At 39.6% G+C, this 18851-nt stretch carries 15 protein-coding genes; all 15 read right to left on the bottom strand.

What is annotated here, in order from left to right; genetic code table 11:
- Positions 1–117: 117 nt before the first annotated feature.
- Entirely contained in the window at positions 118–654 is a 537-nt protein-coding gene (locus AAV96_RS15605) for a pilin (protein ID WP_413772449.1), read from the bottom strand.
- Positions 655–1066: 412 nt separating this feature from the next.
- Entirely contained in the window at positions 1067–1627 is a 561-nt protein-coding gene (locus AAV96_RS15600; protein ID WP_046739962.1) for a TPM domain-containing protein, read from the bottom strand.
- On the bottom strand, positions 1621–2631 hold the full coding sequence (locus tag AAV96_RS15595; RefSeq protein WP_413772448.1) for a TPM domain-containing protein: 1011 nt from the start codon (positions 2629–2631) through the stop codon (positions 1621–1623). Before AAV96_RS15595 ends, AAV96_RS15600 begins: the two co-directional genes overlap by 7 nt.
- 85 nt (positions 2632–2716) lie before the next feature.
- Positions 2717–3307, bottom strand: a complete 591-nt coding sequence (locus AAV96_RS15590; RefSeq protein WP_004660169.1) for a LemA family protein — start codon at positions 3305–3307, stop codon at positions 2717–2719.
- Between the two features lie 181 nt (positions 3308–3488).
- Entirely contained in the window at positions 3489–4379 is an 891-nt protein-coding gene (locus AAV96_RS15585) for a metal-dependent hydrolase (protein ID WP_046739960.1), read from the bottom strand.
- Between the two features lie 167 nt (positions 4380–4546).
- Positions 4547–5968: an FAD-dependent oxidoreductase gene (locus AAV96_RS15580; protein ID WP_004660164.1), complete on the bottom strand. Its 1422-nt coding sequence runs from the start codon at positions 5966–5968 to the stop codon at positions 4547–4549.
- A 71-nt stretch (positions 5969–6039) separates the two neighbouring features.
- Complete coding sequence (gene gltB / locus AAV96_RS15575; RefSeq protein ID WP_171249169.1) at positions 6040–10518, bottom strand: glutamate synthase large subunit; 4479 nt, start codon at positions 10516–10518, stop codon at positions 6040–6042.
- Between the two features lie 463 nt (positions 10519–10981).
- Positions 10982–11848, bottom strand: a complete 867-nt coding sequence (locus tag AAV96_RS15565; protein ID WP_046739958.1) for a hypothetical protein — start codon at positions 11846–11848, stop codon at positions 10982–10984.
- Positions 11849–11867: 19 nt separating this feature from the next.
- Positions 11868–12950 carry a 3-dehydroquinate synthase gene (gene aroB, locus AAV96_RS15560; RefSeq protein ID WP_046739957.1) on the bottom strand — a complete coding sequence of 361 codons (1083 nt, stop codon included), beginning with the start codon at positions 12948–12950 and terminating at the stop codon, positions 11868–11870.
- Between the two features lie 24 nt (positions 12951–12974).
- On the bottom strand, positions 12975–13541 hold the full coding sequence (gene aroK, locus AAV96_RS15555) for a shikimate kinase AroK (RefSeq protein ID WP_087535970.1): 567 nt from the start codon (positions 13539–13541) through the stop codon (positions 12975–12977).
- A gap of 10 nt (positions 13542–13551) precedes the next feature.
- Entirely contained in the window at positions 13552–15729 is a 2178-nt protein-coding gene (gene pilQ / locus AAV96_RS15550) for a type IV pilus secretin PilQ (protein ID WP_046739956.1), read from the bottom strand.
- A 16-nt stretch (positions 15730–15745) separates the two neighbouring features.
- Positions 15746–16273, bottom strand: a complete 528-nt coding sequence (locus AAV96_RS15545; protein ID WP_004660150.1) for a pilus assembly protein PilP — start codon at positions 16271–16273, stop codon at positions 15746–15748.
- Positions 16273–17019 (bottom strand): type 4a pilus biogenesis protein PilO, encoded by a 747-nt coding sequence (locus tag AAV96_RS15540; RefSeq protein WP_046739955.1) that lies wholly within the window; start codon positions 17017–17019, stop codon positions 16273–16275. Before AAV96_RS15540 ends, AAV96_RS15545 begins: the two co-directional genes overlap by 1 nt.
- Positions 17016–17660 carry a PilN domain-containing protein gene (locus AAV96_RS15535; RefSeq protein ID WP_004660140.1) on the bottom strand — a complete coding sequence of 215 codons (645 nt, stop codon included), beginning with the start codon at positions 17658–17660 and terminating at the stop codon, positions 17016–17018. Before AAV96_RS15535 ends, AAV96_RS15540 begins: the two co-directional genes overlap by 4 nt.
- The gene (locus tag AAV96_RS15530) at positions 17660–18718 is read right to left on the bottom strand and encodes a pilus assembly protein PilM (protein ID WP_004660139.1); all 1059 of its coding nucleotides are present in this window, start codon (positions 18716–18718) and stop codon (positions 17660–17662) included. The genes AAV96_RS15535 and AAV96_RS15530 overlap by 1 nt, the downstream gene beginning before the upstream one ends.
- Positions 18719–18851 lie beyond the last annotated feature (133 nt).

The raw sequence follows: 18851 nt of genomic DNA, 5'->3' as shown, positions 1-18851 counted from the left end.
GTTTATCAAAAAAAAATAGGTAACCTAAAACGTCACTTTATTCGTATTTTTATTACATTCGAGCATTTATATTGAATAAAAAAAAGCAGCCCTAAGGCTGCATTTTTTAGGAAAGTATTAACGGCAAGCTGCTGGAGCGTATTTAGCACGCACACCTGCAGCTACAGCAGGAGCTGTAATATTACTTGCAGTTGCAGTTGCATTTGTTTCAGAAGCACAACCCCAGTCAATTGTACCAGTACGACCAGCAGCAATTGCTGCTGCCAATGATTCACCAGCTTGAGCTGCACCACTACGCACCCACGGCGTTAAAGTAATTATATTTTCTGCTGCAGCCAAACCAACTTGAGTCGGATTATAAGTGATCGTGATCACACCTGTACCAGCTGTCATCAATACAGAATCTACATATTTAGAGTTAGCACCAGTACCAGCAGCTTGAGCATTCCAAGTTGTAACAGTACGGTTAAGATCAGCTAAAGACGCTGAACCATCAGTTTGAATCGCTGATTTTGCAGATTCAGCAAGACCTAAACCTTCAGTGATACGTGTACGCACTGTATAGTCTTGGTAAGCAGGAAGTGCAATTGCAGCCAAAATACCAATGATCGCTACAACGATCATCAATTCGATAAGAGTAAAACCTTTTTGCATTGATTTCATAACATTTCTCCAATGTATTAAATTTTTATAAGCCTTTTCAGCTACTTTGTATTTAGCATGTTCTATGCCAATCCTTAGCTTAGCCAATTTTAACTCAAAAAAACAGAGACTTAAAAGAATATTATTGCAGATTAGTTTTAACGCAATTATCACCCTTTATGGCAAAAAATGACAAAAAATGTCACCTTTCACAACTTATTTTCAAATCCCGTACCAATTAAGCATGATTTCTATCGAAGAGACGCAAAATTGAGCGAAACAAATCACATAAAAATTATGAATATTTACATGACCGCTTATCGGAAGATAAAAAGTTCATTCCAGAAATAGGTCTTTACAAAACTATTTACGAGATAAGCCTACTCTAAATGTGTCAAAAAAGATCATAAAACTATTAAATCATTCAATTTAGAATGATAGGCTCGTTTGGCAATTCATTTTTGTTATCTATCTTCGAATTAGAATAATAATGATCTAATACTTGACCAATCTCGTTAATTCCGTTTTTTATAGCTTCTAAATGTTGTTTTTGAGCAAGTTGATAGACAATACGCTGACAAATCTGATTCCAAATCTCAGTTTGAGTCGCATTTTTAAGACCACGATCAATCACAATCTCAACTTTGCGCTCACAAAGGTTCAAATAAAGCAAAACCCCACTATTCAATTCAGTATCCCATACACCTAATTCAGCAAATAGCTGCTGAGCACGTAGCCGTGTGTTTTGATGATAAGCTTGTGAACAGGGTATATGCCCTTCTATTACCACTTGAATTTCCCCAACATGCCCTTTTTCGGCTTGCTGCACAGCTTGTGCAATATCTAAGCGATCTTTTTTATTAAAAAAACGATGTGCAGAAGAAATATAGAAAAAATGTTTGAACCAGCGTTTTAGACTAGGTTGTGCATATTCTTCTAGTTTCGATTGCGTAATGATTTCCGTTGTATCCGTCTTTGTCACCATGAACCTGATGCTCCTCCTCCACCAAAACTACCACCACCGCCACTATATCCGCCACCGCTTCCTCCACCAAAACCACCGCCACCTCGTCCCCCTCCAGATAGAAAAGCTTGAAAAATAAGCTGAGCTAGTGAGGTAATCAGTAAAAAGAAAATACCAAAACCAAGCAATAAGCTCATCAAAATACCAGCGCCATTTAAAAGCCCAGCAGCGGCAGCGGTAACGCCTGCTGTAGCAGCGCTTAAACGATTGCCAACAATGAATGAACCGACAACACCAGCTATAAGGATAAATAGCGCCATAGTTAGCGTATTATCTTTCGCTTGTTGCTCACGTAAAGCTTGTTCATGACGGTCTTTTAATTCTTGGGCAGCCTGTTGTGCAATTTCTGGATCTTGATTTACAATCCGGCTTATCTCATCCAAACCTGATGAAACTCCTTGAGCATACTGACCTTGTTTAAAATAAGGTGTAATTTGATTACGAATAATGCGGCTCAGTACCACATCAGGTAAAACACCTTCTAGACCATAGCCTGTTAGAATCTGAATTTTGCGATCATTGACTGCAATTGCCATCAACAAACCATTATCACGTTTAGCAGAACCTAATTGCCATTTTTCACCTGTACGTAAAGCAAAATCAAAAATAGCTTCCTGTCCAGTGGTTGGCACAATAATCACCCCAATCTGAGCTTTACCCTGCTGATACAACGTCAGTATTTTTTGATTGAGTTGCTGTATTTCTGCATCACTTAATATTTTGGCTTGATCTATGATAGGCTGATTTAAAGTCGGTAAACCACGTATGGATTCACCCTCAACCATATCATTCGCAACTTTAGGCAATACCGATGTTTCAGTATTTGAAGCACTTGAAGGCGTGGGCTTATTCTTTTGCTGTTGTTGAATAATTTTACTTGCAACGACTAAATCAGTTTCATCTGCTGCAGTCGCAACCTCAGCCCAAACTGTATGTTGAAAAAATAGTGTTACAAAAACAATCATGAGAACAGCCGAAAGCTGCTTAAGTTTTTGTCTAATTTCTTCCAACATATGGCAACTCCAAACCCATCAAGAACAATTTCAAATCTTAATTAAATGAAACTGTTGGCGCTTGTTGCGCAGATTGCTCTGCTTTAAAGTTCTCTTTGGTTTTCATACCAATGACTTTTGCCGTCATTGCTTGTGGGAACTGACGCACATATGAGTTGTAATCTTGCACGGTCGTAATATAGCGATTACGAGCAACCGCGATTCGATTTTCTGTACCTTCCAATTGTGCTTGTAAATCACGAAATTGTTCATTGGCTTTTAAATCTGGATAATTTTCAGAAACAGCAATCAAACGAGATAATGCACCAGTCAATTGACTTTGTGCTTGTTGATATTTTTCGAATAGCGCTGGGTCTTCTAAAACTTCTTTATCTACTTTTAAACCCGCAACATTAGAACGAGCTTGTGTAACCTCTGTGAGGACTTGTTCTTCATGTTTAGCATAGCCCTTAACCACATTGACAAGATTGGGCACAAGATCTGCTCGACGCTGATACTGATTTTGCACCTCAGACCATGAAGCACTTACGGCTTCATCTTTCACTTGTAAAGTATTATATCCACAACCTGTGAACAACAAGGTGCTTGTTAATACTGTTGCTAATGCGGTTTTCTTAATAACTTTCATAAAAATTTATCCTCAGGTTTTTCTTTATATTTTTTGCAATAATTCATTGTAATGTGATTTTTTGTTCGCTGTGTAACATTTATTAAAGTTACTTTATACGTATTTAAATAAAAAAAGACATTACTCAATGGCCTTGAGTAATGCCTTGTTAAGCACAACATTTATGTTTATAAAAAATGGATTAACTATATAATTTTGAAACTTTTTCTTCTTGAAAACTGACCATACCGTACTCATCTGCCATACGTGCTTTCCAATAATTCACTAATTTTGTATAGTCGTGCTTTGCAGGATGAAAATCCGCTTGATAATAAGACAAGTATTCTGGAATCAGTTGAATAAACATTTTCCCAAGCAAATACATCCCAAATACATTGCCACCAACTTTCGGAAAGCTTTTCCACTTATCTTGCCAAATCAAACGTGATGTTGCATAAAAAGTGAGACTTGCAAATCCGGTGGTCACGCTACGCATCAACAGGCGACGAATTCGGTCATCACCATAGACCTCTTGATAGACATCAAAAGCAACCGAGCGATGCTCGATTTCTTCAATCGCATGCCAAACCCAAAGTTTCATCGCATCATCATCTAAAGTACTTAGAATCTCTGGATGCTTCAGAATATAACCACCTAACATCGCTGTAAAATGTTCAAATGCACAGGTCAACGCAAGCTGTAATTTAGGGTGAATATTTCTCAGTGTATCATCACGTTTTGCGAGCCACGCTTGAAAACGGTCTAGATTGTAATCATCTCTTCGCCATGCATCATTAAATTCGGTATGTGCTTTAGAATGCATCGCTTCTTGCCCGATAAATGCTGCAATTTGTGCTTGTAACTGCGGCTCTTGGACTTTATCCCTGACATTCCTCACGCTATTTACAAAATACTGTTCACCGATTGGAAATGTTGAGGACAAAGCCGTTAAGAGATGTGACATTAGTGGAGAATTAGCAAAATAATGTCGTTTAATTTTTTTTGGATTAAACTGCAAACGACGTACCGTAATACCCAAAGCTTTTGGTCTATTTAAATAGGTTCTTTCAGCATTCACATTTGCAAGAGCCATCTTTATTGCCTGCACAATTTCCTGATTGGTCTTCGAGTATCATGCTGAAAAATGATCAGCGACAGGGCAAAAAAGCTTACGAGATTTGCTAAAACTACCAAAAAGATAAGATGAAAAAATAAAGCCTGCTTAAGCAGGCCTTATCGCAATCAAACTATAAAGATTAATTAGACACCTAAATAATCTAAAATACCTTCTGCTGCTTGGCGACCTTCCCAAATTGCAGTAACAACAAGATCAGAACCACGCACCATATCTCCGCCAGCGAAGATTTTTGGATTAGATGTTTGGAATTTAAATTCTTGTTGTTCTGCCGCAACGACACGACCTGAACCATCTAAACTTACATTTGCAGAACCAAACCAATCAGCAGGACTTGGACGGAAACCAAATGCAAGTAATACTGCATCTGCCGGCAAAATTTCTTCAGAACCCGGAACAGGTTCAGGGCTACGACGACCACGGCTATCAGGCTCACCCATTTGTGTAGTGACAACCTTAACACCAGTCACCTTACCATTTTCACCAACAACCTCAATTGGCTGGCGGTTGAACAGGAATTTTACACCCTCTTCATAGGCATTCTTCACTTCGCGCGCAGAACCCGGCATGTTGCTTTCGTCACGACGATAAGCACATGTCACATCATGCGCACCTTGGCGCAATGAAGTACGGTTACAGTCCATTGCAGTGTCACCACCACCAAGAACAATCACCTTCTTACCATCAACACTGATGTATTCGCTTGGATCTTTTTCCCAACCTTGGCAACGATTGACGTTAGCGATTAAGAAATCTAAGGCATCGTAAACACCATCAAGATCTTCGCCAGGAAAACCACCTTTCATGTAGGTATAGGTTCCCATCCCCATAAATACGGCATCGTATTCAGCAAGGAGTTGTTCAATCGTTACATCGACACCGATTTCAGTATTTAAGCGGAATTCGATACCCATCCCCGTGAAGATTTCACGACGACGTTTCATCACATCTTTTTCCATTTTAAATTCTGGAATACCAAAAGTAAGTAAACCACCAATTTCAGGGCGTTTATCAAATACAACTGGTTTCACACCGCCGCGAGCAAGAATATCAGCACAGCCTAAACCTGCTGGACCCGCACCAATAATGGCAACTTTTTTATTGGTCCATTTCACGCCAGACATATCTGGACGCCAGCCCAAAGCGAACGCTGTATCATTGATATATTTTTCTGCATTACCAATCGTAACCGCACCAAAACCATCATTTAAGGTACATGCACCTTCACACAAACGGTCTTGCGGACAAACACGGCCACATACTTCTGGCAAGGTATTAGTTTGATGGCAAAGCTCAGCCGCTTGGAAAATTTGTCCTTCTGCAATCAGCTTTAACCAGTTTGGAATGTAGTTGTGTACTGGACATTTCCATTCACAATATGGGTTACCACAACCTAAACAACGGTGCGTCTGATTTGCCGCCACTTCCGCAGTAAAAGGCTTATAAATTTCCACAAACTCTGCTTTGCGGACAGTAATATCTTTTTTCTCTGGATCTTGGCGTGCTACATCCAGAAATTGAAAGTCATTATTGAGGCGTTCTGCCATGTCTCTCTCCGTGGGTAGGCGCAGTGGTGTCCTTCACCTCTGCACCTGCCTATGTCTTTGCAGTCGTGGAATTATTGTGGATCAGCTTGGGTTGTTTTCAAAAGCGATTGCAAATTAGCAGCTTTTGGTTTTACAAGCCAGAACTTACGACTATAGAAGTCGAACTCATTACGGATTTTGTATGCCCAAGCACTTCCAGTCTCTTGAATATGTTCATCAAGAATACGAAGGAGGTTTTCTTTATGATCTTCCATCGCCTCTGTAGAGATACGATTTAGGTCAATAAGCTCATGGTTATAGTAGTCAACAAAGTCATTATCAAGGTCAAGTACATAAGCAAAACCACCAGTCATGCCTGCACCGAAGTTATGACCGACTTTACCCAGTACTGTCACCACACCACCTGTCATATATTCACAACAGTGGTCACCTGCACCTTCAATGACTGCAAATGCACCTGAGTTACGAACTGCAAAACGCTCGCCCGCAGTACCCGCCGCAAAGACCTTACCGCCAGTCGCACCATATAAACAGGTGTTACCAATAATTGCAGTATTTTGCGTTTGGAAAGGAGAGCCTTTTGGTGGGAAGATCGACACACGACCACCAGCCATACCTTTACCCACGTAATCGTTTGCATCACCTTCAAGTTTGATATGCAAACCACCAGCGTTCCAAACACCAAGCGACTGACCAGCAGTACCTACAAGGTTCATGACTACTGGGCTGTTTTCCATACCCAAGTTGCCATAACGGCGTGCAATTTCACCAGAAATACGCGCACCAATTGAACGGTCACAGTTACCGACAGTGAAGTTAAACGAACCACCTGTACCTGCTTCAATTGCTGGCAACATCTCAGCCACCATTTTCTCAGCTAAAACACCTTTATCAAATGGTGCATTACCTTGAACTTGGCAATACTGAGCTTTGCCTTCAGCAGCAGGATGTGATGTCAATAATGCACTGAGATCAAGATGAGCATGCTTTTCAGTTTCGCCTGGTAAAACCTCAAGCAAATCAACACGACCAATCAAATCTTTAAGTGATGCAACACCTAAAGCAGCTAACCATTCACGTGTTTCTTCAGCAATAAACTTGAAGAAGTTGATGAGCATTTCTGGCTCGCCAATATAGTGCTCTTGACGTAAATGATCTTGCTGTGTTGCAACACCAGTTGCACAGTTATTCAAGTGGCAAATACGCAGATATTTACAACCTAATGCGATCATTGGTGTAGAACCGAAACCAAAGCTTTCAGCACCTAAAATTGCTGCTTTGATCACATCCAGACCTGTTTTTAATCCACCATCAGTTTGTACACGAACCTTACCACGCAAATCATTTACACGAAGTGCTTGATGCGCTTCACTTAAACCAAGTTCCCAAGGCGAGCCCGCATGGTGAATCGATGAAAGTGGTGATGCCGCTGTACCACCGTCATAACCTGAAATGGTAATGAAGTCGGCATAGGCTTTTGCAACACCTGCCGCAATAGTACCAACACCTGGCTCTGATACTAGTTTTACCGATACCATCGCTTGAGGATTGACTTGCTTCAAGTCAAAGATCAATTGTGACAAATCTTCAATCGAATAAATGTCATGATGCGGAGGCGGAGAAATCAAAGTCACACCCGGCACTGAGTAACGTAAACGTGCAATTAAGCCATTTACTTTACCACCTGGTAATTGACCACCTTCACCTGGTTTTGCACCCTGTGCCACTTTAATCTGCAACACTTCAGCAGAAGTTAAGTACGCAGGAGTTACACCAAAACGACCTGATGCAATCTGTTTGATTTTCGAATTACGAATAGTGCCGTAACGTGCAGGATCTTCACCGCCCTCACCAGAGTTCGAACGACCACCAATCGTATTCATCGCAATTGCAATTGCTTCATGTGCTTCTGGAGACAATGCACCTAAAGACATTCCCGCAGAGTCAAAACGAGGTAGAATCTCTTCAATCGTTTCAACTTGATCAATCGCAATCGAATCGGTTGTTTTTAACTTGAATAAGTCACGAATCGTAGCAACTGGACGGTTGTTTACTAGCTCAGCGTATTCTTTAAAGTCTTGATATTGACCTGAACGAACCGCTTTATGCAATGAGTTAATCACATCAGGGTTGAACGCATGGTACTCTTTACCGAATACGAATTTCAGTAAACCACCCTGATCAATTGGTTTACGATTTGACCAAGCTGTGCTTGCCAATTTTTTCTGGTCATTTTCCAGATCAGCAAAGGTTGCACCCTGAATACGGCTTGGTACGCCAAGGAAACATTTATCAACCACTTCAGATGACAAACCTACCGCTTCAAACAATTGGCCGCCACGATAAGAAGCAACTGTCGAGATCCCCATTTTAGAAAGAACTTTTAATAGGCCTTTCTCAATCCCTTTACGGAAGTTTGCTTGCGCATAAATTGGGTCACCCAATAACTCGCCTTTTGCAACCAAATCATTAATCACGTCATAAGCTAAATACGGGTAAATTGCTGTCGCACCAAAACCTAGTAGTACTGCAAATTGATGTGGATCACGTGCGAAACCTGTCTCAACCAAAATATTTGCATCAGTACGTAAACCAACTTGAATCAGGTAGTGATGTACTGCACCTGTTACCAATGCTGAGTTTGCTGGCAAGAAACCTTCACGAATATTTTTATCGGTCAAAACGATTAAAGTTTTGCCATCACGAACCGCTTGTGCAGCTTCTTCACAAATACGTGCAACTGCGGCTTGTAAACCTTCGGTTTCTGCATAATTCAGATTGATATCAGCAACAGCATAACCCGCACGTTCTTTTTCAACATCACGAAGCTGCTGCATTTTTGAATGTGACAATACAGGGCTTGAAATAATGATGCGATCAGCGTGTTCAGGACCCTGTTCAAATACGTTTTGCTCACGACCCAAACATGTTTCCAATGACATTACAATCGATTCACGTAATGGATCGATTGGTGGGTTGGTCACTTGCGCAAACTGTTGACGGAAATAGTCTGATACATGGCGAACTTGACGAGACAAGACTGCCATTGGCGTATCATCACCCATTGAACCAACAGCTTCCTGACCACTTTCTGCGATTGGACGCAAAATCTGATCACGCTCTTCAAATGTCACCATAAACATTTTTTGAGCCGCTTTTAATGCATCACCAGTTAAACCTTGATCACTCAATTGTTCTTCAAGCTGAGGATCTGCTTTCAAACGAATCGCATGGTCACGCAACCATTCACGATACGGACGCATGTTTTTAAGGTGATTGCTGACATCTTTCGTATCAAGCACTTTGCCTGTCAAAGTATCTACAACCAAGATTTGACCAGGACCAACACGACCTTTAGACACAACATCTTCTGGCTCATAGCCCCATACACCAATCTCTGATGCAAGCGTGATGTAATCATTTTTGGTGATCACCCAACGCGCTGGGCGTAAGCCATTACGATCCAACATACAAATCGCGTGACGACCATCTTGAATCACAAGACCCGCTGGACCATCCCAAGCCTCCATATGCTTAGAGTTGAATTCATAGAATGCACGTAGATCAGCATCTAAAGTTTCAACATTCTGCCATGCTGGTGGAACCAACATACGAAGTGCACGGAATAAGTCCATTCCGCCACCAACAAGAATTTCTAGCATATTGTCTAGGCTTGATGAATCCGAACCAGTACGGTTTACAATCGGATTTAACTCAGTTAAACCTGGCAGTAATGGATTTTCAAACTTTGGCGTACGAGCCAGTGCCCAGTTACGGTTTGCTGTAATGGTATTAATTTCACCATTATGCGCAAGATAACGGAATGGCTGAGCCAATGGCCAACGTGGCAAAGTATTTGTTGAGAAACGCTGATGGAACACCACAATATGCGATTTTAGACGTTCATCAGCTAAGTCTGTATAGAAGTCAGCAATTGCTGCTGGCATCATTAAGCCTTTATATGTGATGACAGTTGTTGCAAGTGTTGTCACATAGAATAATGGATCGTTTTGTAATTGTTGTTCTGCACGGCGACGAGCTAAAAATAACTTGCGGTTAAATTCAACTTCAGTCAAACCCATTGGGCAGTTAACTAAAATTTGTTCAAATGCTGGAAGTGATTGTAATGCAATTTCACCTAAAGCATCATTATTTGTTGGTACAACACGCCATGCCGCAACCGTTAAACCTTCTGCTGCAATTTCTTTATTTAAAATATTCTTTGCATTTTGAGCTAAAGCAGGATCAATATTCAAAAATACTGTACCCGCAGCAAAAATCTCAGTTAGATTACTGCCTAGCTTCTGAGCTTCTTCACGGAAAAATTGTTTTGGCATTGCCAATAACAATCCGCAACCATCTCCTGTTTTACCATCCGCGGCAATACCACCACGGTGCGTCATGCAACTTAAACTGTGAATCGCAGTTTCGACCAGATGATGGCTTGATTCACCCTTCATATGGGCAATCAGACCAAAACCACAGTTATCCTTAAACTCATCAGGCTGATATAAGCCTTGAGCGGGAGCTACAGTATTAGGCGATGGCATGTGCATAGCGTACCCTTCTTTCAACATGGCTCTTTCGAGCAACAAACAATCAATTCATTTTCTGCGATATTGCCGATCAACTCATATAAAGTTCAATGCTTCGCAAAAACATTTTTCCTGGCGGATTTGCAATATACGCCTTTCTTTAAGAAGAAACAGCGTACTCAAGCATATAAAGTGTTTTCAGTTATTACACCTTCACCAATGTTTGTAAAGCACAAAAACTTTCCATTTCACTAAATTAATTGGGTATTTAGTGTGAAAAAGTGCAATGAGCAGATAAATTAGCACCACAAGGAAGCAAAAAACATACCAATTAATTGAAAATTTACTAAATCATTAAAAAAATTAAAATAACCTTAATTTATAATAGGCTAAAGCTATATCTTATGAAATTTTTTTGCACCAAAATAAATCATTTCGCCTTAAAAAGGCGCTAATAATGCTCAAAAATAGTGCGATTTTAATTAAATGGATCTGTCACATCGCGTTTAGAAGAATCTGAATTTTCTTTCAATTTTTCAGGGTTTTGTGTTGAAGATTGGCTTTGTTTGACGTTTATCACGTTACCTTGAGCATCACGCTGGGTGACTGTTGTCTGAGTTGCTATTGCAGGATCAACTGCTGGCTTTCCTGAACTAACACCCAAACTACCTTGTGAAGCCACAGCCCCCCCAACCAACAAACTCTCGTCCACTTTAGGTAGCGCTGCTGGTTTTAACTGAATATCATAAAGCTGATTTGTCGCTGTTTTTAATTCATCTGAGCCTAAATCATTCACAAACTCAGCATATTTTGATAATTGCTGAGCTTTAGGTTGCACGGACTGAGGAAGCACCAAATTTAGTTGAGCAAACTGACGATTTGCTTCCTCCATATTGGGTGACATACCATAAGCAAGAACATATTGTTCTGCCTGATCTTCTCCAGTTAAGCGGAAATAAATAAACTTTTTCCGATCTAATCGACTTAACAAGAAATTTTTAACAATTGCTTCATCTGAACTACGAAAAATTTCCATCGTCCATTGTTGCTGATTTTCTTTAATAAATTTAGTGCCACGAAATTCTGGTGCATGCTCATTAGAAACAACAACTCTGGTTGTTAAATCTAATGGCTTCACCTCGTTAGAAAAGGCACCTAGATGAGCAGTTGCAGCCACTTTTTCAGGTTGAATTTGAACTTCAGTTTTAGCTGGTTGATCTACTTCAACCAAAGCATCTCCATCAGTAATGCCCCAAAAGACCAATGCAGCAATCAAGCATACAATTGCAAGTGTGAGCCAGCTGTATTGTTGAATATTTTGCCAAATTGATCTAGAAATAAGCATATTTTTCTCAATATATTGATTATGAAGATTGGTTCGCAAGAATCGTTTGCTTCATTAAATCCACATCAAAATCTTTGGTAATGATGGCTTGACCTAACTTTTTAAGTAAAACCAAACGCAATTGGCCATTGAGCACTTTTTTATCATGCGACATATAAGCCAAAAATTCGTCGAGTGGAATTTGTGGACATGATATCGGTAAATGGGCACGTAGAATAATTCTTTTTGTACGCTCAACATCTTCAGCAGATATCCAACCTAGACGATGTGACAAATCTGCTGCCATTACCATACCTGTTGCAACCGCCTCACCATGTAACCATACCCCATAACCTAGATAGGATTCGATTGCATGCCCAAAAGTATGCCCTAAATTTAAAAGTGCACGCTCGCCCTGCTCTTTTTCATCATTAGCCACAATTCTAGCTTTATGTGCGCATGAACGATAAACTGCTTCTGCGAGTAAATTCGCATCACGTGCAACAAGCGCATCCATGTTCTGCTCTAACCATACTAGAAAATCTACATCGCCTAGTAATGCATATTTAATCACTTCAGCCAAACCAGCAGAAAGTTCACGATCTGGTAAAGTATTAAGCTGCGCCATATCCGCTAATACAACTTGAGGTTGCTGAAACGCACCCAACATGTTTTTACCTAAAGGATGATTGATTCCTGTCTTCCCACCCACACTTGAATCAACTTGAGATAATAATGTAGTTGGTACTTGAATAAAATTCACTCCGCGCTGGAAACAAGCAGATGCAAAACCAGCCATATCACCAATGACACCACCACCTAATGCCAGCACTGTGCAATCACGATTAAAACCTGATTCCAAAAGCGCATCAAAAATTAAATTCAAATGTTGAATGTCTTTAAATTGCTCCCCATCAGGTAAAATACATTGTGCAATCTGTTTATCTAACTGGCGCAATCCATCAACATAATGTTGCAAATATAATGGTGCGACTGTTGTATTAGAAACCAACATTACTTGTCGACCATGAATATATGGCGCCAGCAAATCCCTAGGATTTAAATTACTTCCAATAAAAATAGGATAGCGACGATCACCCAATTCAACATGTAGTGTTTGCATAAAATTAGACCAACAAGAAAATTACTAAATTTGTTTAGATAAAATAAGCTGTAGAATTTTTTGCGCTAAATCTCGCGCTGCACCCTGATTTGTTTCAACAATAAAATGTGCAACCTCACGATAAAGTGGATCTCGCACAGTTAACAAATCTCTTAATTTCTTTTCTGGGTTTTCTACTTGCAACAATGGACGATTCTTATCGCGATGAGTTCGCTGTAGCTGAAGCTCTACAGGAGTATATAGATAAACAACGATGCCTCGCTGTTTTAAAAACTTTCGATTTTCCGATTGTGTTACCGCACCACCACCAGTCGCCAAAACAAGGGCAGAACGTGCAGTTAGGTCATTTAACACATTAGTTTCACGCGCTCGAAAACCAGATTCGCCCTCTTTTTCAAAAATCCAAGGGATTGTAGCACCTGTTTTACGCTCAATTTCATGATCACTATCAATGAATTCACGTCCCAACAATTCTGCTAAATGTCGACCAACTGTTGTTTTCCCTGCCCCCATTGGCCCTACCAAATAAATATTTGGTAGGGTTTCAAACGCTTTGCCCTGCAACGCGCCACCTATATTAATTGCGATTATTCAAAATATATTAATGATTTCTGGTCAAAGTGTCATTAACAATTCTTGGTGTCACAAAAATAAGTAGTTCACGCTTTTTATCTGTTTTTAAATCACGGCGGAATAATCTTCCAACATATGGTAAATCACCTAAAAACGGCACTTTCGTCTGATTGGTAAGGTTTTCCTGTTCAAAAATCCCGCCTAATACTACTGTTTCACCATTATCAACCAATACATTGGTATCAATTGAATTTTTATTAATCGTTAATTGACCCGTAGGTGTTGGTGTGCTTGGTGCATCTTTAGTGATATTTAATTTCATCATCACTTTACCATCTGGCGTAATACTAGGCGTTACATCCAAACTTAATGTCGCATCAATAAACTCAGTTTTAGGCACTGCATTTGCACCACTACCACTTGAAGAAGCATATGGAATTTTTGTACCTGATTCTATTTTTGCTGATTGCTTATCCGCAGTCATAACTTTAGGCGTTGAAATTACTTCACCATAACCATCAGCTTGAACAGCAGACAACTCTAAATCTAGCATAAAATCAGACAGGCTAATCAAACCAAATGCAATCCGACTTGCGCCAGGTGTTACCGCTCCCAAATCAACATTTAGGTTATCAGGACGTTCAATTTCATATTTCCACCCCCCTGTATCACTATCTTTAGTAGGCTTTCTTAAGTTCCATAAAGTAGTATCACTACCACCTACTAACAAATCATTATTACTGGTAATACCTTGCGATAGAATACCCCATTTAACACCCATTTCTTTAGTAAAATCGGTACTTGCACTTACAATACGCGCCTCTATCATGACTTGTTTTACTGACACATCTAACAAATCAATCAATTTTCGGATTTTGTCAATATTTAGTGCAGTATCATTAATGATTAAAGTATTTGTACGTGTATCTGCCACAGCACTGCCACGAGAACTTAATAGACTTTCTAAAGCTAATGAGTCAGAGTTAGCTGTTCTATTTGATGTTCCACCTTTACCATCACGAGACTCTTCAATTAATTTGAGTACATCTGCAGCTTTTGCGTAACTCAACTTAATATATTCTGTTTGTATTGGAGAAAGCTTAATACTTTGTGCAATCGCCTTAGCCTCCTCTTCTTCAGATTTTATTAATTCTGAGACTGGGGCAATCCACATTACATTGCCATTACGACGCTTATCTAAATTCTTGGTTTTAAGAACAATATCTAAAGCTTGATCCCAAGGTACATCTTTCAGACGTAAAGTAATATTGCCTTGAACCGTATCAGCTGCGACCATATTTATACTAGTGAAATCTGCCAGTAACTGCAGAACTCGACGTACTTCGATATCCTGAAAGTCTAAGGATATCTTATTTCCAGTATAGACTTGCGCTTTAGCCTTCGCAGGAGACTTATCTTCAGGGCGTTTTAGGCTAATCGTTAATTTATTTTCCGCTTGGTAAGCCATGTACTCATAACTACCTGCCGATTGAATTGTAATAACACCGTTTCCTTTGTCATTATAAGCATCTACGCTTGCAACAGGTGTTGCAAAATCATTGGTATTTAAACGGCGAGCTAAATGCATAGGAATTTTATTACCCATCGTACGGATAACAATTTTACTACCTTGCTGTTGCACATCTACAGGTGTATTACTACCTAACAAATCTACAACAACTAGTCCTTCACCTTGTGCACCACGCTGGAACCCAATATTCGACACACCTTGCTGTGGCTGTCTAGCAATAGTTGTATTACGTGAATTATTTATAGGCTGCACAGAATTAATTTTTAGAACAAAAGTATTGCCTTCAATGCGCGTAGTAAAAGCTCCTGCCTCTTTTAAATTGACCACCAAGCGAGAACGTTGATCATCTGCTGCAAGGTCTATAGATGATGCTTCAGCAGTTGATACAGGGATCGATTTTTGTTTTAGATTTTGTTGTGCCTTATCAAAATCTAAAATCAATCTTGAGGGTTGCTCTAATTGATAGGCCTGCGGTTGTGGTGGCAGACCATCAAACATCACACGGATTTCTGTACCTTGGTCAGCCAAACTCATTGGAACAATATTCGTCATACTCACTTGTGCAGATGCAACTTGCATAATTGCAATCGCGACTGCACCCATTGAAAATTGACGGAATGCATGGCTCATAGTCTTGACTTCCCCAAATAAAGAATTTTTAAACTGTTTTTTCATTGTTATTCCCTTAATCCTAAGATATTGGCCCAATTAAAACGAGCGTCCGTGGTCTTTCAACATAACCCTCTCGCCCATCTGGCACAATCTCTACTAAATCAATTTGAGTCGGGTTGATCTTAATGATTCGCCCTTGGTTCATTCCTAGATAGCTACCAACTTGAACACGTTCAATCTGTCCATCAGGTGTTTGGATCAAAGCAATAGTTTCATTCGCTTTACCACGCATCGTACCTTTCATATTTAAAGCTTCTAATGCATAACTTTCTAATGGTTGAGGTTGACGATTAAGGTTTGGATAAACACGTTTACCTGCCATTATTCTTAATTCTGCAGCTAATGAACTCGGCATAAATGGGCTTTTTAATTGATGAGCTGCATAATTAAATAATGGTACAGGAGTAAATATTGGTGCAGGCTCAATAGGTAACGGAGGTAAATTACGAATATCTGCCATTTGTTGATTTACGGCATCAATACGAGAATCACAACCAACCAAGCTTATGGTAATAAATAGAGCAGATATTATTTTATAATTATTCATCAGTGCTGCCCTCCTTGAACTGCTGGAGTTGTCGTTGTAGCTGGTTGAGTCATAGATTCTTTCTCAACTTGCTCTTCAGGACTAATATAACGATATGTTTTTGCTTTAATTGAGTAATTTACGACAGGAATGTCTGAAGCCTTTAATGAATCTGCTTTTCCAGCTTCAACAACAAAATCATGCAAAGTTACGATGCGCGGCAATGCAGCAATCCCTGTAACAAAAGCACCAAAGGCGTGATAATCACCCGTAGCTTCGATACTAATTGGCTGCTCAATAAAAAATTCTTGTTTTACTTCACTTTCCAAACGAATATTTTTGAACTTCAACCCAGAATTAACACCCGTTAAATTAATATCTTCAACCAAGCTTGGAATTTCAGTTTCTTTCGGTAGTTGCTCTAATTGTTGATTGAAATTTGCTTCCATTTCTTGTAATTGAGCTTGATATTGCTGCAAATTACGTAATTTAGAATCTTTTTCTTTAAATTCATTTAATAAATTTTGCTCTTGTGCTTGCGCGCTGGTTATATTGTCAAGTTGTTTTTTAATGACAACAAAATATCCTAGAGCAATAACTGCTAGAAAAACGAAAATCCAACAAGTGATTTTTACAGATAGAGGCCAACCACCATAATTATTCATATCCAACGTATTAAACTGTTGGAAAAATTGCTCGAACGTCATCTTCTTTTTCTTTACAACAGCGACTTCCTGATTTAAATCATCCGATTTCTCTAAGTTCATTTTGTCACCCCTGCTGTCCCTGATGCTGCTGCTTCTAAAGTTGAGTCAGCTTCAGCTGTTGTCCCTATCTCCCCCAAATCAACAGTAACCAGAAAACTACCATAATTTTCTTCAATTCGAGGAACTAAAGAACTTGCTGTTTTATCTTTTTGATCACTTGCTGCCAAAAATGAATTCATAAACGCATTACGATACCAAGGTGAAGCTTCTAGATTTCTTAAAAGCTCAGCAACGGTATTTGGGCTTTCTGCTTTACCCTCAATGGTAAACTTATCACCTGTACGGGTAAATTTTGTCAAGTACATTGTAGGTGGTGTTACTCGCACTAGCTCATCAACTAAACGCACTGTAATAGGACGCTGCCCCTGTAAGCCTTGAATCAACTTCATACGCTCAATAATTGCATTACGTCGTTCTTGCAAACCATCTAATGACTTAAGTTGAGTATCTAAATTCTGATTAGTACTTACAATTAGCTGATTTGCCTGCTCCTGATCATTCAACTTATGATCAAAGTACATCCATCCAGAAAAAACCGATACTACGCCTAATGCTGCTACCCCAGCACAAAATGCAACGAACTGTTTCTTTTTTTGTTCTCTTAGCTCATCACGCCAAGGGAGTAAGTTAATCTTTGCCATTAATCAAAACTCCTCAATGCTAAACCACATGCAACCATCAATGAGGAAGCATCGTTTTCAATTTTTTTAATATCAATTTGCGGAGAAAAGCCCATTTGCAAGAATGGATTGGCAATGGTGACGCGATAACCTAGTTTTTGTTGTAACAACTTGGCTAAACCAGGAATATTGGCATTACCACCTGCCAATAAAATATGATCAATCTCATTGAATTGTGATGATGAAAAGAAAAATTGAAGTGAACGAGCCGCTTGTTGAACTACAGCATCTAAAAAGGGTTCGAGAACTTCAGTATCATAATCATCAGGCAGCGTTCTTTCTTTTTTCGCGCGCCCAGCCTCTTCAAAAGACAAACCGTAACGACTCTGAACATCTTGGGTTAGCTGTCGACCACCAAATACCTGTTCACGTGTATAGATAATTTTACCTTTCTGCATGACAGATAAGGTTGTCATAGTATGACCAATATCTAAAATACCAACTGTGTTTGCACCCATTGGCAAAGTATCTGCGAATACACTGAAAGCACGTTCCATGGCATAACTTTCAACATCAGCAATTTTTGCAGATAAATTAGCCAGCTCAAGAACTTCTACACGTGTGTCAACATTTTCTGTACGCGTTGCCACTAACAATACATTTACACGATTTGGGTTTGCTAATTTGTCAGATAAGACTTCAAAATCTAGACTTACTTCATCTAATGGGAACGGAATGTATTGCTCAGCATCCATACGAATTTGAACTTCTCGTTCATCGGCTGTCATATCTGCATCCATTTCAATGATTTTATTAATCACCATTGAAGTTGGCACAGCTATAGCCACATTCGTCGTACGCGGATTCGCAAGGTTAACGACTCTTTCAAGCGCGTCACCAACTGCTTCTGGATTGAGAATGCTTTTTTCTACGACACTGTTTTCAGGCAGTGGCATCACAGCATAGCTTTCAACCCAATATCTACCGTTCTTTACAGAGAGCTCCAATAACTTAACAGTTGTCGAACTAATATCGACCCCTACTAACCCCTTATTTGGTTTACGATATAACCTGAGCACAGTACATTCCTATTTATTTTTTTATCCCCAAAAATACAACTCACTAATTTGTTTTGGTCTTTAATTGATACGGATACAATATCTCATCTAACAATCCGTAAGGCTAAAGGATATACTGACCATAATTAGTTTG

It is taken from the genome of Acinetobacter sp. AG1 (assembly GCF_001005525.1).
In the GTDB taxonomy this organism is placed as follows: domain Bacteria; phylum Pseudomonadota; class Gammaproteobacteria; order Pseudomonadales; family Moraxellaceae; genus Acinetobacter; species Acinetobacter modestus.
Note: the sequence above shows the minus strand (reverse complement) of the source record. Positions and strands in the feature narration are given on the sequence as shown.